At 72.8% G+C, this 22,778-nt stretch carries 13 protein-coding genes; 9 read left to right on the top strand and 4 right to left on the bottom strand.

Annotation, left to right across the window (positions count from 1 at the left end):
* Window positions 1-26: 26 nt before the first annotated feature.
* The 4 genes from H295_RS0127365 (at window position 27) to H295_RS0127350 (ending at window position 6,930) form a co-directional block, all read left to right on the top strand.
* Window positions 27-1,232 (top strand): MFS transporter, encoded by a 1,206-nt coding sequence (locus H295_RS0127365; RefSeq protein ID WP_020138550.1) that lies wholly within the window; start codon window positions 27-29, stop codon window positions 1,230-1,232.
* A 10-nt stretch (window positions 1,233-1,242) separates the two neighbouring features.
* On the top strand, window positions 1,243-1,722 hold the full coding sequence (locus H295_RS0127360; RefSeq protein ID WP_020138549.1) for a nucleoside deaminase: 480 nt from the start codon (window positions 1,243-1,245) through the stop codon (window positions 1,720-1,722).
* Between the two features lie 133 nt (window positions 1,723-1,855).
* Window positions 1,856-6,142: an aminotransferase class I/II-fold pyridoxal phosphate-dependent enzyme gene (locus H295_RS0127355; protein WP_020138548.1), complete on the top strand. Its 4,287-nt coding sequence runs from the start codon at window positions 1,856-1,858 to the stop codon at window positions 6,140-6,142.
* Between the two features lie 29 nt (window positions 6,143-6,171).
* A complete protein-coding gene (locus H295_RS0127350) occupies window positions 6,172-6,930 on the top strand; it encodes a hypothetical protein (RefSeq protein ID WP_043218054.1) in 759 nt (252 codons plus the stop codon).
* 625 nt (window positions 6,931-7,555) lie between these two features.
* On the opposite strand, the gene H295_RS48600 is transcribed toward H295_RS0127350, so the two are convergent.
* Complete coding sequence (locus H295_RS48600) at window positions 7,556-8,182, bottom strand: chaplin (protein ID WP_020138546.1); 627 nt, start codon at window positions 8,180-8,182, stop codon at window positions 7,556-7,558.
* 267 nt (window positions 8,183-8,449) lie between these two features.
* On the opposite strand from H295_RS48600, the gene H295_RS0127340 reads away from it, so the two are divergent.
* The gene (locus H295_RS0127340; RefSeq protein WP_028809802.1) at window positions 8,450-10,036 is read left to right on the top strand and encodes an alpha/beta hydrolase; all 1,587 of its coding nucleotides are present in this window, start codon (window positions 8,450-8,452) and stop codon (window positions 10,034-10,036) included.
* Between the two features lie 100 nt (window positions 10,037-10,136).
* The gene (locus H295_RS0127335; protein ID WP_020138544.1) at window positions 10,137-11,234 is read left to right on the top strand and encodes a hypothetical protein; all 1,098 of its coding nucleotides are present in this window, start codon (window positions 10,137-10,139) and stop codon (window positions 11,232-11,234) included.
* 46 nt (window positions 11,235-11,280) lie between these two features.
* On the opposite strand, the gene H295_RS0127330 is transcribed toward H295_RS0127335, so the two are convergent.
* On the bottom strand, window positions 11,281-11,694 hold the full coding sequence (locus H295_RS0127330) for an SsgA family sporulation/cell division regulator (protein WP_020138543.1): 414 nt from the start codon (window positions 11,692-11,694) through the stop codon (window positions 11,281-11,283).
* A gap of 473 nt (window positions 11,695-12,167) precedes the next feature.
* On the opposite strand from H295_RS0127330, the gene H295_RS0127325 reads away from it, so the two are divergent.
* Window positions 12,168-13,586, top strand: a complete 1,419-nt coding sequence (locus H295_RS0127325; protein WP_020138542.1) for a PP2C family protein-serine/threonine phosphatase — start codon at window positions 12,168-12,170, stop codon at window positions 13,584-13,586.
* Between the two features lie 5 nt (window positions 13,587-13,591).
* Here the strand turns inward: H295_RS0127325 and H295_RS0127320 are convergent, their stop codons facing one another.
* Entirely contained in the window at window positions 13,592-15,085 is a 1,494-nt protein-coding gene (locus H295_RS0127320) for a hypothetical protein (RefSeq protein WP_020138541.1), read from the bottom strand.
* A gap of 300 nt (window positions 15,086-15,385) precedes the next feature.
* Between H295_RS0127320 and H295_RS0127315 the strand changes: the two genes are divergently transcribed.
* Together H295_RS0127315 and H295_RS0127310 are read left to right on the top strand one after the other, a co-directional pair.
* On the top strand, window positions 15,386-16,525 hold the full coding sequence (locus H295_RS0127315) for an aminoglycoside phosphotransferase family protein (RefSeq protein ID WP_028809801.1): 1,140 nt from the start codon (window positions 15,386-15,388) through the stop codon (window positions 16,523-16,525).
* 263 nt (window positions 16,526-16,788) lie between these two features.
* A complete protein-coding gene (locus H295_RS0127310; RefSeq protein ID WP_020138539.1) occupies window positions 16,789-18,744 on the top strand; it encodes an N-acetylmuramoyl-L-alanine amidase in 1,956 nt (651 codons plus the stop codon).
* On the opposite strand, the gene H295_RS0127305 is transcribed toward H295_RS0127310, so the two are convergent.
* Window positions 18,741-22,514: a hypothetical protein gene (locus H295_RS0127305; RefSeq protein WP_020138538.1), complete on the bottom strand. Its 3,774-nt coding sequence runs from the start codon at window positions 22,512-22,514 to the stop codon at window positions 18,741-18,743. The two genes, H295_RS0127310 and H295_RS0127305, sit on opposite strands and share 4 nt — an antisense overlap.
* Between the last annotated feature and the right edge of the window lie 264 nt (window positions 22,515-22,778).

Below are 22,778 nucleotides of genomic sequence, written 5' to 3'. Positions count from 1 at the left end.
TGATGTGAAGGTCCGAGCATGGTCGCATGTCCACCACTTCCCTGGTCAAGGGCACAGCCCTGCCCGCGTCCGCGCCCCTGCCGTGGTCCGGGCTGCTCGCCCTGTCGACGGCCGCCTTCACCGCCGTGCTGACCGAGCTGCTGCCCGCCGGTCTGCTGCCGCACATGGCCCCGGCTCTGGGGGTCCCCGAGGCCCGGATCGGCTTCCTGGTGACCGGGTACGCGGTCGCGTCCTTCGCCGCCGCGATCCCGCTCACGGCACTGCTGCGCGGGCTGCCGCGCCGGCCGGTGCTCGTCGGCACCCTGCTCGGGTTCGCGCTGAGCGACGCGGCGGTCGCGCTGTCCTCGTCGTACACCCTCACGCTCGCGGCGCGGCTGGTGGCCGGATGCGCGGGCGGGACGCTCTGGGCGATGCTCGCCGGCTACGCGGCGAGGATGGTGCCGCCCGAGCGGCGCGGCCGGGCGATCGCGGTCGTCCTCGCCGGAATCACCCTCGCGCTGTCGCTGGGCGTTCCGGCCGGGACGGCGCTGGCCGGAGCGGTGGGCTGGCGTACGGCCTTCGGGGTGCTGGCCGCGGCCGCTGTGCTGCTGGTGGGGTGGACGCACGCGCGCGTGCCCGGGTTTCCGGGCGAGGCGCCGCACGCGCGCGTGCCGCTCACCCGGGTGGCCGTGCTGCCCGGCGTCCCGGCAGTGCTGTCCGTGACGCTGTTCCTGCTGGTGGGGCACCAGGTGATGTACACCTACATCGCCCCGTTCGCGGCGCATGCCGGGTTCGGGCGTACGGGCCTGGTGCTGCTGCTGTTCGGAGCGGCCACGGTGGTGGGGATCTGGATCACCGGGCTGCTGGTGGACAGGCGTCCCCGGACGGCACTGCTCGGTGCTCTGGGCCTGTGCGCGGCCGTGATGCCGACGCTGGGCCTGGCCGCAGGGGTGCCCGGCGTGCTGCCGGTCTCGGTGGCGCTGTGGGGTCTCGCCTTCGGGGGTGCCCCGACGCTGATCCAGACGGCGCTGGTCGACGTCTCGGGTCCCGAGCGGGCGGACCTGGCCACCTCGCTCCAGACCACGGTGTACAACGCGGGGATCGCCGTGGGTTCGCTGACCGGCGGGGTGGTGCTGTCGGGGCCCGGCGCCGGGGCCCTGCCGTGGACGGCGCTGCCCCTGGTCGTGGTGGCCCTCACGGTGGTGGCTCTGAACCGCCGGAACGCGTTTCCGTCCGGGCGGCACAGCTCCTAGGCTCGGTGTCATGGTCGTGAAGGACACCGAACTCCCGTATCTGCGCCGCTGCGTCGAACTGGCCGAGGCGGCGCTGGAGGCCGGGGACGAGCCGTTCGGCTCGGTCCTGGTGGGCGCCGACGGCGAGATCCTCGCCGAGGACCGCAACCGGGTGGCCTCCGGCGACCGCACCCGGCACCCCGAGTTCGAGCTGGCCCGCTGGTCGGCGGCCCACCTGTCGCCCCGGGAGCGGGCGGCGGCGACCGTCTACACCTCCGGCGAGCACTGTCCGATGTGCGCGGCCGCGCACGCCTGGGTGGGCCTGGGCCGCATCGTGTACGTCGCCTCCTCCCGGCAACTGGCCGAGTGGCTCAGCGAGTTGGGCGTGCCGGCGGCACCCGTGCGGGCCCTGCCGGTCGACGAGATCGCCCCCGGTGTGGCGGTGGAAGGTCCGGTGCCCGAGTTCACGGAGCGTGTACGGCAGTTGCACCACCGGTTCCACCAGGGCTGACAGCGGTCTCCCCGGGGTGCAGGCCCCCACCCGCGTGCCTACGATCTAACAAAGATCCGGACCAGGTGGAAGACCCGGTCTCCTCCAGGCCCCTGGGGGGAGGCGCTCGCCCTTGCAGTCGGCCCATCGGCCGATGGCCGTCCATGTCGCCGTCGTCGCCGTCGCCACGCTCGTCTACATGACGGTCCCCGCCGCGCGCTCCCCCCTCTGGGCGGTGATCGGGCTCGTCGGCGTCGGTGCCGTGCTCGTGGGCGTCCGACTGCACCGGCCCGCCCACCGCTGGCCCTGGTGGACGCTGGCGGCGGGGCTGCTCACCTTCATCGCGGGCGACACGTACTACAACGTCATGGAGGAGTACTTCCACGCCTCCAACCCCTTCCCCTCCCCCTCCGACGCCCTCTACCTCACCACCTACCCGCTCTTCGCCGTCGGCCTGTCCGGCCTCATCCGCTACCGCTGGGCGGGCCACGACCTGCCCAGCCTGCTCGACGCGCTGATCGTGACGGCGGGCCTGGCGCTGCCCGTGTGGGTCTACCTGGTGCAGCCCCTGACCGAGGTCGACGGTCTGACCTGGCAGCAGCGGGCCATCAGCATCGCCTACCCGCTCGGTGACGTGCTGGTCCTGGCCCTGCTGGCCCGGCTGCTGGCCCCGAGCGCGGTCGACGGACCCAACAGGTCGGTGCAGTTGCTGGTGGTCGGCACCGTGACGCTGCTCGTCTTCGACATCGCCTACGGCATCCTCCAGCTGAACAACATGTGGCAGGCGGGCACCGTGCTGGACGCCGGGTGGATCGTCTTCTACACGGCCTGGGGCCTGGCCGCCCTGCACCCCTCGATGGCGGCGCTCACGGCCGCCGTACCGCAGAAGCAGGCCCCCCTGCCGCCTCCCCACCGGGTGGTGATGCTGGCGGCCGCCACCCTCATCGCGCCCGCGATCCTTCTGTACGAGGCGGTCACCCGCAGCCCCCATCACACGGCAGTGATCGCGGCCTTCTCGGCCGTCCTGTTCCTGCTGGTCATCCTGCGGCTGGCGGGCATGCTCGTGGTGCACCGGGGAGCCGTCGCCCGCGAGCTGGCCCTGCGCCAGGCGGCCGGATCCCTGGTGTCCGCGGTACGGCGGCAGGACGTCGTACGGTCCTGCGAGTCGGCCGTCGACATGCTGCTGGGCCCGGCGGTCGACCACCGGACGCTGGTGCTGTCCGCCGAGCAGGCCGCGCCCCTGCTCCCCCGCAAGGCCCGTCGGGTGGTCCCCGCCGAGCTCGGCTCCGACATCGCCGCCCGGCTGGACGGGCTCCCGGCCGTCCAGGTGTGCCCCCTGACCTCGCCGGACCGCCCGGCCGGGCATGACCCCGGTGTCCTGCTGGTCGCCGGTCCCCCGGCGGCGCTCACCGAGACGCACGGCTCCCTGGAGATCCTCGCCTCCCACGCCGGGCTCGCCATGGAACGGGTCCTGCTGCGTCAGGAGGTGATCCGGCAGGAGAGCGAGGCCTACTTCCGCACCCTGGTGCGCCACACCTCCGACGTCATCCTGATCCTCGAGGACGACGACACCATCCGGTACGCCAGTCCGTCCGCGGCCGCCGTGTTCGGCACCACGGACCTCGTCGGCACCTGTCTGCCGGACCTGGTGGATCCCCGGGACCGGGCCCGGGCGGTCCGTGAGCTGACCGCCGTACGCGATCACGGGCCGAAGGGCTCCCACGACCACTGGTGGGTCCGGCACCGGGCCGGGCGGGTCGAGGTGGAGGTGCGGTGCAGCGACTTCCGGGACGAACGGACCGTGGCGGGGCTCGTGGTGACCCTGCGCGATGTGACCGAGCAGCGCAGGCTGGAGCACGAGCTGACCCAACGGGCCTTCCACGACGCGCTCACCGGCCTGCCCAACCGCACCCTGCTCCTGGAGCGGATCGAGCGCGCGCTGCTGCGGGGCCGTCGCGAGTCGTCCCTGACCTGTCTGCTCTTCATCGACCTCGACGACTTCAAGCTGGTCAACGACACGATGGGGCACTCGGCCGGCGACCGGCTGCTCGTCGCCGTGGGCAACCGGCTGACCCGGACCCTGCGGCGCACCGACACGGCGGCCCGGCTCGGCGGCGACGAGTTCGCCGTACTGATGGAGGACGCACGCGAGCCGCTGGACGCCGAGCTGCTGGCGGCGCAGGTGGTGCAGACGCTGACCAGGCCGTTCGTGCTCGGCGACGAGTCGGTCAGCGTGTCGGCGAGTGTGGGCGTGGCCACGGCCCGCGACAGCAGCGACGCGGAGGAACTCCTCGGCCACGCCGACCTCGCGCTGTACGCGGCCAAGGCGGCGGGCAAACGGCAGTGGCGGCGCTTCCTGCCGATGCTGCGTGCCCGCATGGTCGAGCGGCACGATCTGCAGAGCCGGCTCGCCCGGGCGGTCGCCGCGCAGGAGTTCGCCCTGCGCTACCAGCCGGTGGTGGACATCGACGGGGGCCAGGTCGTCGGGTTCGAGGCGCTGGTGCGCTGGCCGCGGCCCCCGGACCGGCCCGTGTCGCCGCAGCAGTTCATCACGCTCGCCGAGGAGACGGGGCACATCGCGCCCCTGGGCTCGTGGGTGCTGGAGAACGCCGTCGGTGACGTCGCCGGCCTTCAGCAGCTGTCGGGCACGGCGGCGCCGCCGTACGTCAGTGTGAACGTGTCGGCCCGGCAATTCCGTGACGCCGGGTTCCTGGACCAGGTCGGCCGGGCCCTGCGGACACCGGGGCTGGCTCCCGGTTCGCTCCAGCTGGAGCTGACCGAGACGGTGCTGCTGCGGCGCGACGCCCAGATCCAGGCGGTGCTCGAGTCCCTGAAGGACCTGGGGGTGCACATCGCGGTCGACGACTTCGGTACGGGATTCTCCTCGCTGCGCTATCTGCGGGACTTCCCCATCGACGTACTGAAGATCGACAAGACGTTCATCGACGACATCACGCGCGACGCCCGGCAGGTCGCCCTCGTCGAGGGCATCGTCCGCATCGCCGACACCCTGGGCCTCCAGGTGATCGCGGAGGGCATCGAGGAACCGGCGCAGCGGGACATGCTCGCCGGGCTGGGATGCCGGTTCGGGCAGGGTTTCCTGTTCGCCAAGCCGATGACGGTGGCGGAGAGCGAGCGGGCGTTGCGGCAGGGGGGCGGGCACTTCGCACCGGGTGCCGGCGGCACGAACGGGCGGCAGGTCCGCCGTGACCCGCCGTCGGCCGCCGCCGAGCGGCGCACGGCGGGTCTCGAACACCTGCGGCGGACCAGTCCGATGAGTGACGCGGTGATCGACGAGGTGCGCGGGCGCCGGATCCGCAGCCGCGGCCACTGGCTGACCGACTTCGCGTCCTGCAACTACCTCGGCTTCGACTGGGACCCGGAGATCGCGGCCCGGATCGGCCCCGAGGTACGCCGCTGGGGCACCCATCCCAGCTGGTCGCGGCTGCTGGGCAACCCACGGCTGTACCCGGTGCTGGAGGAACGGCTCGCCGCGCTGCTGGACGCCCCGGACACCCTGCTGCTGCCGACACTGACCCTGATCCACGCCTCGGTGATCCCGGTCCTGGCGGACGGCGGCCACGTCTTCGTCGAGGCGAGCGCGCACCGCACGGTGTACGACGGCTGCGTGGTCGCCCGCGGCCAGGGCGCCACCCTGCACCGCTTCCACGCCGAACGCCCCGAGGAACTGGACGCGTTGCTCTCCTCGGTGCCCGCGCGCACGACCCGTCTGGTCTGCCTGGACGGGGTGAACAGCATGACGGGCAACCTCCCCGACCTGCCCATGCTGGCCGCGCTGTGCCGGGACCGCGGAGCCACGCTGTACGTCGACGACGCGCACGGCTTCGGAGTGATCGGGGAGCGCGCGCCGGACGAACCGTGTCCGTACGGCCGGCGCGGCAACGGTGTGGTGCGGCACACCGGGGAGTCCTACGACGGGATCGTGATGGCCGGCGGTTTCTCCAAGGCGTACTCCTCGCTGCTGGCGTTCCTCGCGCTGCCCACCGACCTGAAGAACCACCTCAAGACGAGCGCGGCCCCCTATCTGTACTCGGGTCCCTCCCCCACGGCGTCGCTGGCCACCGCACTGGCCGGGCTCGACGTCAACGACCGCCGTGGCGACGCGCTGCGGGCCGACCTGTACCGCAAGACCGTGCGGGTGCTCGACCACCTGGCCGACCTCGACGTGCACACCCTCAACACGGACCGGCTGCCCATCGTGGAGATCCCGCTGGCGGATCCGGCCGACCTCGACGCGGTGGGCGCGTTCCTGTGGGAGAAGGGCATCTATGTGACGCTCGCCGCGCATCCGCTCGTCCCGCGCGACCGGGTCGGCTTCCGGGTGCAGATCACGGCGCTCAACTCCGACGACGACATAGACCATCTGAACGGCACGCTGACAGCGCTGACGAAGCGGTTCCGGCTGCGGTCGAGGCGCTGAGGGGGCGACGGGCGGAGGTGGACACCGAGATGCTGACGCACAACGACGACGTGGACTGGGACCGCTGGCCGGTCGCCGACTACCTCGCCGAGAACTACCGGGACGTGCACCCGTCGGACGCGGAGGTCATCGCCCACCACTCGGCGTTCTACCGGCGCCTTCCGCCGGGCGGTGTGGCGCGCTCGGTGGAGTTCGGGGCCGGGCCGAACCTCTATCCGCTGATCCTCGCGTCGGCGGCGAGCCGCCAGGTGGACGCCGTGGAGGCGGGTGCGGGCAACGTGGCCTACCTGGAACGGCAGATCGTGTGCGGGCCCGACGCCAGCTGGCTGCCCTTCCATGCGCTGTGCCGCAGGCTCAATCCCGCCGTCCCGAGGACCCTCGCGGGGTCGCTGGCGCAGGTGCGGGTCGTCCACGCGGACGTCCGGGATCTGGAGCCCGGCGGGTACGGGCTGGCGTCGATGCACTTCGTCGCCGAGGGCGCCACGGAGGACTTCGCCGAGTTCACCGACTTCTGCCGGGCCTTCGTGCGCTGTGTGGAGCCGGGCGGGCTCCTGGTCGCCGCGTTCATGGAGAACATGCCGACCTACCGGATCGGTCCGACCTCGACGTGGCCGGGCTGCCCGGTGAACCCGGAGACCGTCGAGCAGGTCTTCGCCCCCCTCACCCAAGCCCTCACCCTCACCCACATCGCCCCCGACCCGACCCTCCCGGACTACGGGGACTCGGGGATGGTGCTGTTGACGGGGGTGGCGGGGGTGGAGGGGCTTGGCGAGGGCGGACGGGGGTGACGGGGGCGGACGGTCGGACGTGAGGGGTGGGGGCACGAGGCCGGGGGGCGGGGCGCGCCTGGCGGATCACCTGGACCAAGGCGGGGGGTGGGTCCCCCGGACCGGCGCCGGCGCGGGGCGCGCCTTGGGGGATCACCTGAACCAAGGCGGGGGGTGGGTCCCCCCGGACCGGCGCCGGCGCGGGGCGCGCCTTGGGGGATCACCTGAACCAAGGCGGGGGGGGCAGGTCCCCTGGATGGGGGCACCTGGCGGCGGGTCCCCGAGACCGGAGGCGCCTACCGGGCCCCCGGGACCGGGAGCGCGGGGCGTGCCTCCGAGGCCGGGGGCGCCTGGCGGGTCACCTGAACCAGGGCGAGGGCAGGTCCCCGAAACCGGCGGCGCCCAGCGGGACCCCCGGAACCGGTGAGCGCGGGGCGTGCCTCCGAAACCGGGCGCGCCTATGGGATCACCTGGCCCCAGGGGCCCGGCGGGGCGCCGGGGGTAGGGGCGCAGGGCGTGTGCCCGAGACCAGGGGTACCTGGCGGGTCCCCGGGGTCGCGGGCGGCCCCTGGCCGGGGGTTGCGCCGGTCGGACGTGGGCGGGTCAGCAGCGTGCGGGGCGGAGTCGTGCGGGCCGGGGTGGCGTGTCAGGGGGTGGGGCGGGAACGGCGGTAGAGCGCGGCTCCGGCGAGCAGTAGCCCGGCGCTGCCCAGAGCCGCTGGCAGGAGCTGGTCCGCGCCGGTGTGGGCGAGCGTGGTCCCGGGGGCCGACGGGGCGTGCGGTGCCGGTCGTGGGCCGGGGTGGTGCCGGGGCGGGGAGACCGGCGTGGGCTCGGCCGGAACGGCGGGGGCCGGGGCGTCGGGCCTGTTCACGGACTCGTTGCCGACCGACGCGTTGCCGACGCCGACCACGTTCACGGAGTTCCCGCTGAGGTCGACCGGGAGGTGGACCGGGAGCCGTACCCCGTTGCCGGCCAGCACGCCCGGCGAGTCCGCACTGTCACCCTCGGCCCGGGCACCCTCGCCCGCCACGGTGCCACCGGGCACCCCGCCACCGGAGTCCACGTTGCCGCAGCTGTTCCCCGCCGCCGGGTTGAGGAGCCCCACCACGTTCACCGTGTTCCCGCACACGTTCACCGGGACGTGCACCGGAAGCTGTGCCACGTTGCCGGAGACCAGCCCCGGCGAGCCCGCCGCCGTACCGTCCGCCGCGCTGCCGGCGTACGCGGGCATCGTCACGGCCATCGCCCCGGACACGGCGGCGACGGCGATCACGCCGTTTCGGGTAACCCGTCTCATCGGTTCCTGCCTTCCAGACGTGGACGCGGGCAGTCACCCGCACCGCATAAAACGCAGGCGAACCATCAGAGTTATGGCTAATCGGCCTTTCACCCCATCGAGCGACATGGTTGTCGAACTTGCGGCAAAACCGACTCATCGGCATCCAGCGGGCGTAGATCAGGCCCTGCCTCTCGGGAGGCGACCCGACAAAGGGCCGCATATCGTGATCGAGGGCGCCGATGGGCGCTCTTGGAGGCATGGATGCTCGCCAAGGTGACGAGGCGACGGTGCACTCTTTCCGGCGCCGTGGGCCTGGCCCTGCTCGGCGCGGGGTTGCCGGCGACGGCCGCGGGCGACTCCGGGCCCGACCTGTCGCGCTTCTACCACCAGAAGATCCACTGGTCGAGGTGCGTGGGCATGGAGGCACCCAAGGACCTCCAGTGCGGCAAGATCACCGTCCCGGTCGACTACGCCCACCCCCGCGCCGGCACCCTCGACCTGGCCCTCGCCCGCTACCGGTCGACGGCGCAGCACAAGCGCGGCTCGGTGGTGCTGAACTTCGGCGGTCCCGGAGGCGCGGGCGTACCCGAACTCGCCGCCGGGGGCCACGACTTCATGGACCTCACCGACGAGTACGACGTGGTCTCCTTCGACCCGCGCGGCGTGGGCAGGTCCTCCCCGGTCAGCTGCGGCGAGGGCACCGACGAGGCGCTGCGGGCCACGGACGACGACACGGCCCTCAGCACGGACCCGCGGGACGTGCTCGACAGGCTGCGCAAGGCGGCCGCCCAGTGCGCCGAGCACTCCGGGCCCGTCCTGCCCCACATCGGCACGGTGAACGTCTCCCGCGACCTGGACGTCATGCGCCAGGCCCTCGGCGACAAGAAGCTCAACTACCTGGGGTTCTCGTACGGCAGCCGGCTGGGCTCGGTGTACGCGGCCCAGTTCCCCGAGAAGGTGGGCCGGCTGGTGCTCGACGGGGTGGACACCCTCACCGAGCCGGTGGCCGAGCAGGGCGTGGCGGGCGCCGCCGGGCAGCAGACGGCGCTGGAGGACTTCATCGACTGGTGCGCGAAGGACATCGCCTGCCCGTTCGGCACGGACGCGCGCGGGGCGCGCGAGCAGGTCGTACGGCTGGTGGCGTCCCTGGACGCGGATCCGGTGCCGACCGACTTCGGTCCCGCCTTCACCGGCCAGGACCTCGTGGGCGCGATCAGCCAGGCGCTCTACAGCGAGAAGTTGTGGCCGTCGCTGGAGCGGGCGCTGGCCGAGCTGGTGGAGAACGGCGACACCACGGGCGTCCTCGCCTTCGCGGGCGGCGGCTCCGGTTTCCTCCCGCGCGCCCGTCCGCTCTCCGACGGCCCGACGCACAGTCCGCTCGCGGACGTGGACGACATCCCGTTCGACAATCTTCCGGCGGCGCTGATGGCGGTCAACTGCGCGGACGATCCCGACCGCCCCGGCGCCGACCGGATCACCAGGGACCTGGCCCGGCTGCGGGCCGCCTACGAGCAGGCGTCCCCCGTCTTCGGACGCTACCGGCTCACCGAGTACCTGATGTGCTACGGCCGCCCCAAGGGCACCGACTACATACGCGAGCAGGTGCGTGACGTCGACACACCGAAGATCCTGCTCGTCGGCACCCGCGGGGACCCGGCGACGCCGTACCGCTGGACCGTGGAGACCGCGAAGCGCCTCGGCGACTCGGCCGTGGTCCTCGACAACAAGGGCGAGGGCCACACCGGTTACGGCTCCTCCTCGTGTGTGCACCGCAAGGTCGACGACTTCCTGCTGTACGGCAACCTGCCGCCGAACGGCAGCTCCTGCGGGCCCGAACGCGACGACTGAGGCCCCTGCCGGGACCATCGCCGCCAGGGGCGAAATGTCCTGACCGCCCGATCAAGTTGCCCCGAATGCCCGATCGGTGAATCGGTCCTATGGTTCTGTTATGGAGCACGCACTCAGCCCTGCGACCCTCTCCGAACTGCGCCGTCCGCGCACCTATCCCGCGGTGTCCGTGCTGACGCCGACCCACCGCCGCGAACCCGAGAACGCCCAGGATCCGGTACGGCTGCGCAATGTGGTGGCCGAGGCGAAGAAGCGGCTGGAGGCCGATCCCGCCGTTCCCAGGGAGCGGCGCGTCGACGTCGTCCGGCAGCTGGACCAGGCGCTCGGCGAGATCGACCTGGCGCACGCCGAGGACGGCCTGGCGATCTTCGCGGCGCCGGGTGAGCACCAGGTGTGGTCCCTCAGCCGTGTCGTGCCGGAGCGGGTGGTGCTCTCGGACACCTTCCTGACCCGCAACCTCGTGTCCGCGCAGGCCTCCGAGCGCCCCTTCTGGGTGCTGTCGGTCTCCGCCGACCGCGTCACGCTGTGGAACGGCGGCCCCGAGCGGGTCACCGAACACCACGCGGGCGGCTTCCCGATGGTCCGGACGCGCGAGAACTTCGACGCCGAGCGCCTGGAGCGGATCGGCGACATGCCGAGCACCTTCCGGGACGAGGGCACGCGCCACTTCCTGCGGGACGCCGACACCGCGATGGCACGGCTGCTGCGAGCGGCGCCCCGTCCGCTCTACGTCACCGGCGAGACCGCGGCCCTGTCGGCCCTGGACGACATCGGCAGTGTCGCCGGGGACGCGGTGCACCTCCCGCACGGCGGGCTCGCGCACGGCACCCCCGACGCGGTGTGGCAGGCCGTGCGGCCGCTGGTCGCCGCGGAGGCCCGCAGGAGCACCGAGGCGGTGACCCAGGAGCTCGAATCGGCGCGTGGACGGCGGGCGTTCGCGGCCGGCGTCGACGAGATCTGGCAGAGCGCCCGAGAGGGCCGGCTGCGGCTGCTCGCGGTCGAGGAGAACTACCGGGTCACGGTCCGCGACGCTCTCGGCGACCACCTGGTGCCCGCCGGGAGCGGCGACCTCGACGCCCGCGAGGACATCGTGGACGAGATCGTGGAGCAGTGCCTGGAGACCGGTGCCGACGTCCGCTTCGTCCCGGACGGCACGCTGGGCGGGGTGGACGGCATCGCGGGGGTGCTGCGGTACTGAGGCCGCCGGGTGCCCAGCCCAGGAGGCCCCTCGCACACGCGATCCCTCACACACCCCCGAACAGCGCGCCGAGTCCTCGCTCGACGGCCTCCTCGAGGTCCTCCTGACCGGCGCCGACCACCAGGTAGGTGCGCAGCAGGAAGCTGCGCAGGGCGGGTGTGTCGAACTGGAGGAGGGCGAGGCCGTACGGCGAGTGGAGCTCCACGACCGTGGTGCCGCTGCCGAACGGCCACAGGTGCACGTCCCCGCCGCCGACCGGTTCGCTCAGCCCCTCTTCCAGCAGGACCCGGGCGAAGGTCCAGGTCACCCTGCACCCGTCCAGGGAGACCTCGGCCGGGAAGTCCACGCACACGGCCAGCGGATCGGCGGAGCTGTAGCGCAGGGTCGCGGGGACGGGCAGTTCCTGGTTCTCCGCGGTGATCAGTCGGGCGCGGGCGGGCTGCTCGATCGTCGTGTCCATGGTCGGTCTCCACTGCCGGTGAGAGGTCGGCCCGGTTGTGCCGATGTGTTGTTACGACCTCGCAGGTGCCGTTTCATTACGGCTGAGCGGCAGTGAATTTTTGTGACCTGCATCACATCACACGGAACAAGCGTCACCGTCCCCGCCCTCCGGGCAACCCAGGAACCGCCCCCTGGCACGGCCCGATCCACCTGTGCCAAACTCCTTAGAACACAGGACCGTCGAACACACAAATGAACACCGGGTCGACCACCCCGACGGCCCGTCAAGTCACGTACGCAATCTACGACTTGAGACCCTGACCGGCGTAGACAAGACGCCCTGTACGATCGCTCCGCGAAGACTGTGGCATATGCCAGAAGCACCACCGTATCGTGTGCCGCCAAATCCCTTACAGCGCGTCGCAGCCTGTGCAACAGTCGTAACGGTCCCTCCGTCCCCCTTGGTCGAACCGTCCCGCATCGGAGCGCGTCATGCCGTCCCATCTCTCCGCGGACCGCCCAGCCGCCCAGCCCCCCGGAAGCGGCTCGGTCGACGCGCTCATATCGCAGGCGCGGCGGCTCAAGGGCGACGTGGACGCCGTCCGACGGGACGCGCCGAGCGACGGTACGGACCCCCAGGACCGCTGGCAGCGTGCGCTGTACGACCTCGCACTGCACCAACTCAGGGATCTGGACGCCCACTTGGCGCAACTCAGGGACGGCCCGCCCGCCGCGCCCCCGGAGGCCGCCGCAGAAGCCGCGCCGCCCGCTCCCCGGCGCGGCTCGCTGCTCAGCCGGGTCGGCAGCGCCGAATGGAACTTCCTCACCGACGAGGTGAGTTGGTCCGGGGAGCTCTACCGGATCCTCGGCCGCGATCCCGCCGCTCCCCCGCTCACCCTCGACGAACTCCCCTCCCTGGTGCTCGACGAGGACCGGCCGCGACTGACGGCCATGGTCACCGACTGCCTGGTCGACGCCCAGCGCATCGACGGCGAGTTCCGTGTCGTGCGCCCGGACGGCGAGGTCCGTGCCGTCCACATGATGGGGGAGCCCGTGCTCGCCGCCGACGGCAGCACCGCCTCGATGTGGGCCGTGCTGCGCGACGTCAGCGCACTGCGGCGGACCGAGCGGGCGGTGAGCGAGACCCGTGACTCGTTACAACGCCACCGGCAGCGCGCGCAGAGCGAGCACCGGCTCGCGGTCGAGCTCCAGGAGGCCGTGCTGCCGCCATGGCGTGGCTCCCTGCGGCTCCCGCACCAGGGCGCCGAGACCCTGGACCTCGCCGCCCACTACCTGCCGTCGTCGACCAGCACCCTGATCGGCGGCGAGTGGTACGACGCACTCGAACTGGCCGACGGACAGACGCTGTTGAGCGTCGGCGGCCTCACCGGCCACGGAGTCTCCGTGGCCTCGGGCATGGCGACCCTCCTCGGCGCCGTCCGCGGCATGGCGATGGCCGGCACCGAACCCGGCCGACTGATGGGCCTGCTCAACCAGTTGCTCGACGCGACCGTCCAGCCGGCCCTCGGCAGCGCGGTCTGCTGCCGCTACCGTCCCGAGACCCGCACCCTGGTCTGGGCGCAGGCCGGGCACCCCGCCCCGCTGTTGTTCCGGGGCGGGACGGGGCGCCGGCTGCACTCCCCCGACGGCGTCCTCCTCGGCGCCACCTCCGGAGCCGTCTACGCGCAGGCCGAGGAAACCCTCGAACCGGGCGACCTGCTCCTGCTGCACACGGACGGACTGGTGCCCGGGCGCGACAGCACGGCTGCCGTGAACCGCCTCCTCGGCCTGGCCCCGCGGTTCGGCGGAGCCCGCACCGCGCAGGACTGTGTGCGGATGGTCATGGAGGAGTTCGGTGAGACCGAGCGCGCGGACGACGCCTGCGTGCTCATCGCCAAGGTGACTTCATAACAAACTCACGCCCGTCGGCTGTTGCCACCCCTTCCCTTGGGCTTCGGCAGCGCCAGCCTGATCTCCTCGCGCAGCTCGTCGATCTTCGGATAGCTGGAGTACTCGGCGGTGAGCCGGTACATCTGGCGCAGCCGGTCCCAGGTGCGGCCCGATGAGTTGGAGCCCATCGCCATCAGGGCCAACCGCGCGTACCGGTCCGCCTGTTCGGGGTCGTCCGCGATGAAGCAGGCGGACGCCATCGACAGATGGTCGAAGATCTTCGACCGCTCCCGGCCGTCGTTGCGCAGGGACAGGGCCTTCTCCGCGTAGTGCTGCGCGTGGACGGCCGCGCCCGGCTCGAACTCCGCCAGCGTGCGGTAGGCCAGCGCCTGCATGCCGTACAGGTCCTCGTCCTTGAAGGTCTGCATCCAGCTCGGCGGCGACACGTCGCCGCGGTCGGAGACGAAGAGGTCCTCCGCCTGGCCGAGGGTGCGGCGCATGGCCTGGCCCTTGCCCATGGACGCCTGCGCCCACGCCTCGATGGTGTGGAACATGGCCCTGGTGCGCGGCAGGACCTGCTCGCCCGATCCGGTCTGGGCCAGCTTCATCAGGTCGAGCGCGTCGTCCGGCCGGCCCAGGTGCACCATCTGGCGGGCCGCCCGGGAGAGCGCCTCGCCGGCACGGGGCCGGTCACCGCCCTCTCTGGCCGCGTGCGCGGCGATGACGAAGTACTTCTGGGCCGTGGGTTCGAGGCCGACGTCGTGGGACATCCAGCCCGCGAGGACGGCCAGGTTGGCGGCGACGCCCCACAGGCGCCGCTGGAGATGGTCGGGGTGCCGGTAGGCGAGCATGCCGCCCACCTCGTTGAGCTGGCCCACGACCGCCTTGCGTTGCAGCCCGCCCCCGCGGGCCGCGTCCCAGGCCCGGAACACCTCGACCGAGCGCTCCAGTTCCTCGATCTCCTGCGACCCGATGGGGGCGGCCTCGTAACGGTCGAACCCGGCGGGGTCGGCGTGCAGGGGGTCGTCGAACTGGGGGGCGTCGGCGCTGAGGGCCGGATCGGTGTGCAGCCAGTCGTACATGGCACTGCTGAGTACGGATCCCGCGGTGAGCGCGGCACCCGCGCCCACCAAGCCGCGTCGGTTGAGCATGAGGTCCATTCCCGTGAATTCGGTGAGGACCGCAGCGGTTCGGTCGGGCGCCCACGGCATGCCGTCGGGAGCTTCAGCGTTCCCGTCGCCCTGCCGTTTCCCCGTACGCCCGTGCCGGACCAGACCGAGGTCCTCGATGGTCACGACACGGCCGAGACGCTCGGTGAACAGGGCCGCCAGCACCCGCGGCACCGGATCGCGCGGGATCTCTCCCATGTCGATCCAACGCCGGACCCGGGAGGTGTCGGTCGAGAGCTGGGGGTGGCCCATGGCCGCCGCCTGCCGGTTGACCAGCCTCGCGAGTTCACCCTTGGACCAGCCGGCCAGGCCGAACAGGTCCGAGAGTCGGGTGTTGGGTTGTCCGCTCACGTCAAGCCCCCAGGTTCTCGGCTGAGTTGACAGTAGCCCCGTGTCAGTTGCTCCGGGACTATTCGCCAGGGTTCGCCAGGGTGCGCCAGATGGTGTGCCGCTGGGCATATGCGGTGAGGTAGGAACGCGCCACCCCGACCCGGACCGCACAGGGACATTCCCCAGGGTGCACCCGGTGGTCCGGGTCGGGCAGCGCACCGCCTCCCCAGGCACCACGCACCACAGATCCACGCACCAGAGCTCCTCCAGCACCACCGCTTCTCCAAGGCCAGCAGGCACACGAAGGGATCTGTCTCTCCCATGTACGCAGCATCGTCCTCCGTGTCCGCCCCGCCCCGGTCGCCGCGTCTCCGCCCGGCGGGTGGCGGCCCCTACCTCGACCCCGCGCGGCCGACGGCCCCCGTACCGGGTACGGGCAGGACACGGCGTGTTCCGGGGCTCGGCACCCAACCGCTCAGCGGGAGACTCGACTTGTCCGGCCCCCAGGGCGCCCAGCTGCGCACGGCGATCGCGTCGGTGCACCGGATCTGCCCGGAGTTCGCTCCGGTGCAGGTGCTGCGCCGCAGCGGGCGCTCCGTGCTCCTGGTCGGTACGACGGGACGCAGCACGGCCGTCGCCAAGTGTTTACTCGACCAGTCCCCGGTATGGGCCGAGCGGATCCGGCACGAGATAGCCGCTTACCGCTCGTTCGTCCGGCACCGGCCTCCGGTGCGCGTCCCCCGGCTGATCGCGGCGGACCCGGACAACTGCACCCTGGTCATCGAACGGATGCCCGGCCGGGTCGCGGCGCTGCACCGGCACCCGGCGGAGGCCCCGCCGCGCGCGGACATCAGGGCGGCCCTCGGCTCGGTCTGCCGGCTCAACGCATGGCGACCACCGGCGGGCACCTTCGACGCCCCGCTGGACTACGCGGCCCGTATCTCCCGCTACCACGAACTGGGACTGCTGACCGACCGGGACCTGGGCGACCTCCAGAAGCTGCTGCACGGCATCGCGCACTCGGCGGGCCGGCAGGGCATGGGCCAGTTCTGCCACGGCGACGCCCTGCTCTCGAACATCCTGCTCTCACCGGCCGGTCCAGTGCTGGTGGACTGGGAGCACGCGGGCTGGTACCTGCCGGGCTACGACCTGGCGACGCTGTGGTCGGTCCTCGGCGACGCCCCGGTGGCACGTCGTCAGATCAGCCAGATCGCCCAGTCGGCGGGCCCGGCCTCCCGGGACGCGTTCCTGGTGAACCTGATGCTCGTCCTGACCCGTGAGATCCGGACCTACGAGACGGCCGTGCAGCGTTCGATGCACGACACGACCCCGGCGGCACCGGCCGTGGCCCAACCCGGTGCTGCGCCGTCCGGCGAGGAACAGCGGCTGCTGCTGAGGCGGCTGCACGACGACTGCCAGTTGGCCCGTCGGGCCGTACGCGCGGCGGTCGGCACTCGCTGACGGGGCGATGGCCCGCGGGGCGCCGGTGAAGCGGCGCACCGCGGGCCTCGGCACGTCCGGACCTCCTTCCGGGCCGCCCATTGGTGTACACCACTGACGCCCCGCAGGCCCGCGGGCCACCGCCACGAAACTCCCGCGGACCGGGATTGACATGGGAAATCCCCTGCCCCTGGGCATGATTGACGGATCGTCGACGAGCCGGTAGCACTGACGCACGCCCGGCCCCGCTCGGCTCATCGCGCTCGATCGCCCAGGAGGACGCATTGCGAGGATCCGCCACCACCCCCCACAGAGCCACCCGGAGAGTCTTCGGCACCCTGGCCGGCACCGCCCTGCTGCTGCCCCTGCTCGGCGCCGCCCCGGAGCAGTCCGGGGACTCCGCAGCCGGCCTCCAGCAGGCCTTCGCCGCGGCGGCCGCCGAGTACCACGTCCCGCAGAGCGTCCTGCTCGGCGTCTCCTATCTCCAGTCCCGCTGGGACGATCACGCCGGGGCGCCCAGCGTGACCGGCGGCTACGGACCGATGCACCTCACCGACGCCCGGTCCGCGCTCGCCTCGGCACCGCACCACAGCGAGGGCACCGAGGACGCCCGTGGCGACAGCGCCCGCGCGGCCCTGCTACCCGACCGGAAGGTACCGCCGGCCGGCGAGATCCCGGCCCGGCTGGAGACGCTGCCCAAGGCGGCCGAACTGTCCGGTCTGAGCACCGAGGACCTGCGGACCGATCCCGCGGCGAACGTCGCGGGCGGTGCCGCGCTGCTGGCCGCGGCCCAGAAGGAGCTGGGCGAGCCGCTGAGCGCGGACCCCGCGGACTGGTACGGCGCGGTGGCCCGTTTCTCCGGTGCGGACGACAGCGGGACGGCGGCCGCGTACGCCGACGACGTCTACGACGTCCTGCGGACCGGCGAGGCGCGCACCACCGACGCCGGTCAGCAGATCGCCCTGGCCGCCCGCCCCGGCCTGGTCCCGGACACCGCGCAGCTCGCCCGAGCGGGCCTCAGGAAGCCGAAGGCGGGCGCCACCGAGTGCCCGAGGACGGTGTCCTGCGAGTGGATCCCGGCGCCCTACGAGCAGTTCGGCGACAACGACTACGGCAACCACGACCTCGGCGACCGGCCGGCCTCGCAGAGCATCAAGTACATCGTCATCCATGACACGGAGGGCGCCTGGGAGGGTGTCCTCAACCTGGTGCAGGACCCGACCTATGTGTCGTGGAACTACAGCCTGCGCTCGACCGACGGTCACATCGCCCAGCACGTGAAGGCGAAGGACGTCGCCTGGCACGCCGGGAACTGGTACATCAACGCCAAGTCGATCGGTCTGGAGCACGAGGGCTTCCTGGCCAATCCGGACGCCTGGTACACCGAGGCGATGTACCGCTCCTCGGCGCGGCTGGTGAAGTACCTCTCCGCGAAGTACGGCATCCCGCTGGACCGGCAGCACATCCTCGGCCACGACACCGTGCCGGGCCCGACGACCGCGACGATCCCGGGCATGCACACCGACCCCGGCCCCTACTGGGACTGGCGGCACTACTTCGAGCTGCTGGGCCACCCGATCCGGGCCACCGCGCCCCAGCAGGGCGGACTGGTCACGATCCGGCCCGACTACGCCACCAACCAACCGCCGTACACCGGCTGCGTCACCAGCGGCACGCCCTGCGCGTCCCACGGTTCGAGCGAGGTGCGGCTCTACTCGGCCCCCGACGAGAACTCCGCCCTCATCACGGACATCGGCCGGGGCGGCCGGCCCCCGACGACCGACGTCAACGACCTGTCGTCAAGGGTCTCCACCGGCCAGCAGTACGCGGTCGCCGGCCGGGACGGCGACTGGACGGCGATCTGGTACCTGGGCCAGAAGGCCTGGTTCAGGAACCCCGCCGGCAACCCGACCGCGGTGAACGCCGCCGGTCTCGTGATCACCCCGAAGAAGGGCCTCGACAGCGTCCCGGTGTACGGCCGTGCCTACCCCGAGGCCTCCGCCTACCCGGCGGGGGTGCCCGCCCAGGCGGTGTCGCCGCTGCCGTACACGGTGCTCAAGGACCAGAAGTACGTGGTCGGGGACAGGGTGCCCGGCGAGTACTACTACGCGGTCACCTTCACGACGGACTCGCACAAGGTCGTGGTCGGCAAGGATCTCTACTACGAGATCCAGTACGGCCACCGGGTGGCGTTCGTGCGGGCGGCGGACGTGGACGTGAAGCTCTCCCTGACGCGCTAGGCGGGACAGCTCCGCCGGTAGGTCACGTCGGGCAGGTGGCGGCTCCACTCCTCGCGGGTGAGGCCGCCACCGGCACGTCGGCACACGGTTGCGGCGGCTCGGTCCGGTCCGAGGAGGTAGGTCCGCGGCGGTGTGTGGTCGCCCGCCGCGTGGAGGCTGTCTCCGTCCGCGCCGAAGGCCAGGGCCTTGACCGTGTCGCCCGGGGTCCGCAGGGGTGATCCGATGCGGCGCCGGGACGCCACGTCCCACAGCTGGAGGGTGCCCTCGTCGCCGGCGACCGCGAGGGTCCGGCCGTCGGGGGCGAAGGCCAGCGCCGAGACGTACTGGTAGGTGGTGGTCTCGGGGTCGGCGAGCACCCCGAGGCGCCGGTGCAGGCGACCGTCCCACAGCTCGACCCGGCCGGACCCGTCGCCGACCGCCAGGTACGTGCCGTCGGGGCTGAAGGCGAGCGCACTGCCCCCGCTGGGCAGACGTCCGGCGGGCAGCCGGGTGCCCGAGGGGAGCCGGTAGGCCTCGCCCCCGGTGGTGACGACGAGGTCGCCGTCGGGGTGCAGGGCGACCGCTCCGCCGGTGCTGGTCAGGGTCAGGGTGGTCGCGCGCCGCTCCAGGTCCAGGATCCGGACGCTGCCGACCGAGGGGCTCGGCAGGTCGCTCAGCAGCAGGGAACGGTCGCCGGGGCCGAAGGCGAGGTGGGCCGGCGGGGTCGGGCCGAGGTCGGCGGTGGTCAGGACCGTGGAGACACGGCGGTGCGGGACGTCGTAGAGCCAGAGGCGTGGCGGTGCGGGCCGCGTGTTCGACGACTCGATGCCGTAGGCGAGGGTGCGGCCGGTGGAGTCGAAGGCGAGGTGGGCGGCGCACCCGTACAGCTCCGCCGCCGGGTCGGGGACGCGGCAGGGGGCCGTGCCGAGGTCGGCCAGGTGCCGTCCCGTGGCGGTGAGGAGCCGGAAGCGGATGCGGGCGCCGTCGGGGTCCGGGCGGGCCGTGGCCAGGAGGCCGCCGTCCGGGCTGTAGGCCATGCCGATGGTCTGCGTGGTCGTCCAGTCGGGAGTGACCGCGTCGCCCAGGGCGAGGGTGTGCACGCTGGGACCCCAGGCGCCCTCGGGGCCGCCGAGGTAACGCAGGGTCCGGCTCGCGGGGTCGAGGCGGATGTCCTTGACGGTCTCGCCGGAGAGCCGGTGCCGGAAGACCGGGAAGACGGGGGTCGCCAGCCGCCAGACCAGGATCTCCTCGCCGTCGGAGGCGGCCAGGAAGGCTCCGTCGGCGCCGAACCGGGCGATCTTCAGACCGGGGTACTCGACCTTGCCGATCTCACGGCCGGTGTCGATCCGCCAGGCCCGGAAGCCGGTGGAGTCGACGACGCCCAGGGCACGCCCGTCCGGACTGAAGGTGATGTGTTCCTGGAGGCACTGCCGGGCGGTCGTCCTGGGCAGCCAGGGGGCGCTGATCTCGTGGCGCGTCCCGACGTCCCACAGTCGGAGCCGGGCACCGGGGACGCACAGGGCGAGACGGCGGTCGTCGGGGCTGACCGTGGCGTCGGGTGTGGACCGGTAGGTCTGGATCGAGGTGCGCCTGTCCTGTCTGAGTTCCGCCACGAGCGCCATGAGCCGGGGCCAGCCGATGGTGCTGACGTCGACGCTCGCGGGACTTCGGGGGTCCTCGACGTCCAGCAGCTTCCGGCGGGTGTACGGGTCCCAGAGCTGGGTGTGGCCCCGGGTGCCCTGACGGTCGTAGACGACGAGCGTGCGGCCGCTGGGGCTCATCTCCACTCCGCCGTCGGCGTCCGTGAGGGGAGTTCGGTCCTGACGGCCGGTGGCGAGGTGCCGGACGCTCACGCGGGTGCCTTCGAAGACCGGGAGCCAGGTGGTGTCGCCGTGCGGGAAGCCCGCGGTCTCCAGTGCCGCGCCGAGGCCGGGCTGCCTGCCGAGGTTGCGGTGGGTGCTCACGTCCCAGCGGGTCACCCGGTCGGTGCCGACGCTGATCAGGGTGCGTCCGTCGGCGCTCAGCCTGCGCATGGTCCGCTTGCCGCCGTCCGGATCGGTGAAGACGTCCTGCTCGCGCTGGTCCGCCGCCGCGAGGACCGCGGACCGGGTCTCGGGCAGGTCTGCCACCCGCCACGCGGCCAGACTCAGCCGCATCGAGGTGACCGGGTCGGACAGCCTGAGGCTCTCGGCCACGCCGACGAGCCGGCGGGCCTCCGCCTCCAGCCGGCGCCGCTCGCCCTCCCGGTTCTGCTGCCAGGCGACGAGTCCCGCGAGCAGGCAGAGCGCCACCAGCAGGGACAGGGCGCCGACCCGCCCACGGCGACGGAACCGCTCCCGCCGACGTGCGTGTACGGCGGCCTGGAGGAACTCCCGTTCCAGCGGGGTGAGTTCCGCGGACTCGCCGCCGAAGTGCTCCTCGGCGGCGGCCAGTCGCGCTCCCCGGTACAGGGTGTCCGGGTCGCGGCCGGCCGCCGCCCAGGCGCCGGCGGCCTCGGTGAGCAGGCGTTGGGCGCGCAGCCGTTCGCGGTCCTCGTCGATCCAGGTGCGCAGCCGGGGCCAGGCGGTGAGCACGGCCTCGTGGGCGAGGTCCACGGTCTCGTCGTCGACGGTGATCAGGCGGGCGCGGGCGAGCTGTTCGAGGACATGGGGGGTGTCGGGCCAGTCGGCGCCGGTGAGTTCGGCGCGGTCGGCGGGGCGCCGGGTGTCGGGGGTGCCCTGGCCGGGGGTGACGAGGCGCAGCAGGACACGGCGGGCGGTGTCGGCCTGCGCCGGGGTGAGGCTCGCGTGGAGTTCCTCGGCGGTGCGGGCGATGGCCCCGTGGATGCCCCCGGCCGCCTCGTAGGCCGCTTCGGTGAGCGTCCGTCCGTGGCGTCGGCGCCAGGTCTCCAGCAGGGCGTGGGACAGCAGGGGCAGCCCGCCCGGCTCGTCCGCGAACTCGTCCGACAGCCGTGCCGTGAGGGCGCGTTCGACGACCAGGCCACCGAGGGCGGCGGGCCGGACGATGGTCTCGCGCAGTTCGTCAGGGCCCATGGGAGCGACCAGCAGCGTGGCGTCCTGGGCGAGCTCGGCGAGCCGGCGGTGGCGGGTGAGATGGCCGTAGAAGTCGGCGCGTACGGCGATCACGACGCGGGTGCGCCGTCCGGCGGCGGTGAGGAGCAGATCGAGGAAGCGGGTGCGCTCGTCCGGGTCGGTGCAGAGGGTGAAGAGTTCCTCGAACTGGTCGACCACGATCAGGGACGGCCCGGACGCCAGGGTCTCGCCGTGGGCCCGGCCGGGGTGCGGTCCCGGGGAGACGACCTGCGTCCGTCCGGCCGTCCTCGGGATCAGACCGGCGCGCAGCAGGGAGGACTTGCCGCTGCCGGAGGGGCCGACGAGGACGACGACGGGGTGGTCGGTGACCATCCCGGCGAGCCGTTCGACCAGCCGGTCGCGGCCGAAGAACCGCTCGTGGTCACCGGTGTCGTACCTGGCCAGGCCGAGGTACGGGGCCCGGCCCGGGTCGTCGGCGGCCCGCCGCTCCTCGATCGCCTCCTCGGACGCCTGCTGCCAGCGACGCTCCCAGTCGGCGGGGTCGCCGTCGCAGGCGGAGACGTAGGCGAGGGCGACCTGGAGGGAGGGGAGCCGGTCGCCTGCCGCGGCCTGGGCGAGGGTGGCGGTGGAGTAGTGGGCGCGTGCCGCCATGGCCCGGTAGGTGGGGCCGCCGGCCTCCTGGCGTAACTTCCGCAGTTCGTACGCGAATCGGGCGACGGGCCCCTCGGTCGGGTCCAGCGGTCGCTCGCGTCGCCCCATGACTCTCCCCTGCGTTCCCGTCGGCGCGGCCGGTGACCGATCTTCGCACGCTAGGGACGGACGCCGGTGCGGGGCACGGCAGTTCCGCCCGTGCGGAAGTGGCGTGTGGCAGGAGGCCGGGAATTGTCTGGAGTGGTGAAAGGGGGCTGCCGGACAATTCCGCGGTCGCGGAAGCTTGGATCACGGCACCCCGGGGCTTCGCCGCAACGGGCGGAACGGGGGAATCCGGGTGTGTCCGTGCGGGGCCGGACGACCGACCGTGCC

The organism is Streptomyces sp. 351MFTsu5.1 (assembly GCF_000383655.1).
GTDB classification, from domain to species: Bacteria; Actinomycetota; Actinomycetes; order Streptomycetales; family Streptomycetaceae; genus Streptomyces; species Streptomyces griseorubiginosus.
Note: the sequence above shows the minus strand (reverse complement) of the source record. Positions and strands in the feature narration are given on the sequence as shown.

Bases quoted from the DNA above. Each gene is read 5' to 3' on its own strand.
- H295_RS0127325 (WP_020138542.1), top strand. From the start codon at position 12,168: ATGCCGTCCCATCTCTCCGCGGACCGCCCAGCCGCCCAGCCCCCCGGA.
- H295_RS0127305 (WP_020138538.1), bottom strand. From the start codon at position 22,514: ATGGGGCGACGCGAGCGACCGCTGGACCCGACCGAGGGGCCCGTCGCC.
- H295_RS0127355 (WP_020138548.1), top strand. From the start codon at position 1,856: ATGGCCGTCCATGTCGCCGTCGTCGCCGTCGCCACGCTCGTCTACATG.
- H295_RS0127365 (WP_020138550.1), top strand. From the start codon at position 27: ATGTCCACCACTTCCCTGGTCAAGGGCACAGCCCTGCCCGCGTCCGCG.
- H295_RS0127340 (WP_028809802.1), top strand. From the start codon at position 8,450: ATGCTCGCCAAGGTGACGAGGCGACGGTGCACTCTTTCCGGCGCCGTG.
- H295_RS0127350 (WP_043218054.1), top strand. From the start codon at position 6,172: ATGCTGACGCACAACGACGACGTGGACTGGGACCGCTGGCCGGTCGCC.
- H295_RS0127330 (WP_020138543.1), bottom strand. From the start codon at position 11,694: ATGGACACGACGATCGAGCAGCCCGCCCGCGCCCGACTGATCACCGCG.
- H295_RS0127360 (WP_020138549.1), top strand. From the start codon at position 1,243: ATGGTCGTGAAGGACACCGAACTCCCGTATCTGCGCCGCTGCGTCGAA.
- H295_RS0127335 (WP_020138544.1), top strand. From the start codon at position 10,137: ATGGAGCACGCACTCAGCCCTGCGACCCTCTCCGAACTGCGCCGTCCG.
- H295_RS0127315 (WP_028809801.1), top strand. From the start codon at position 15,386: ATGTACGCAGCATCGTCCTCCGTGTCCGCCCCGCCCCGGTCGCCGCGT.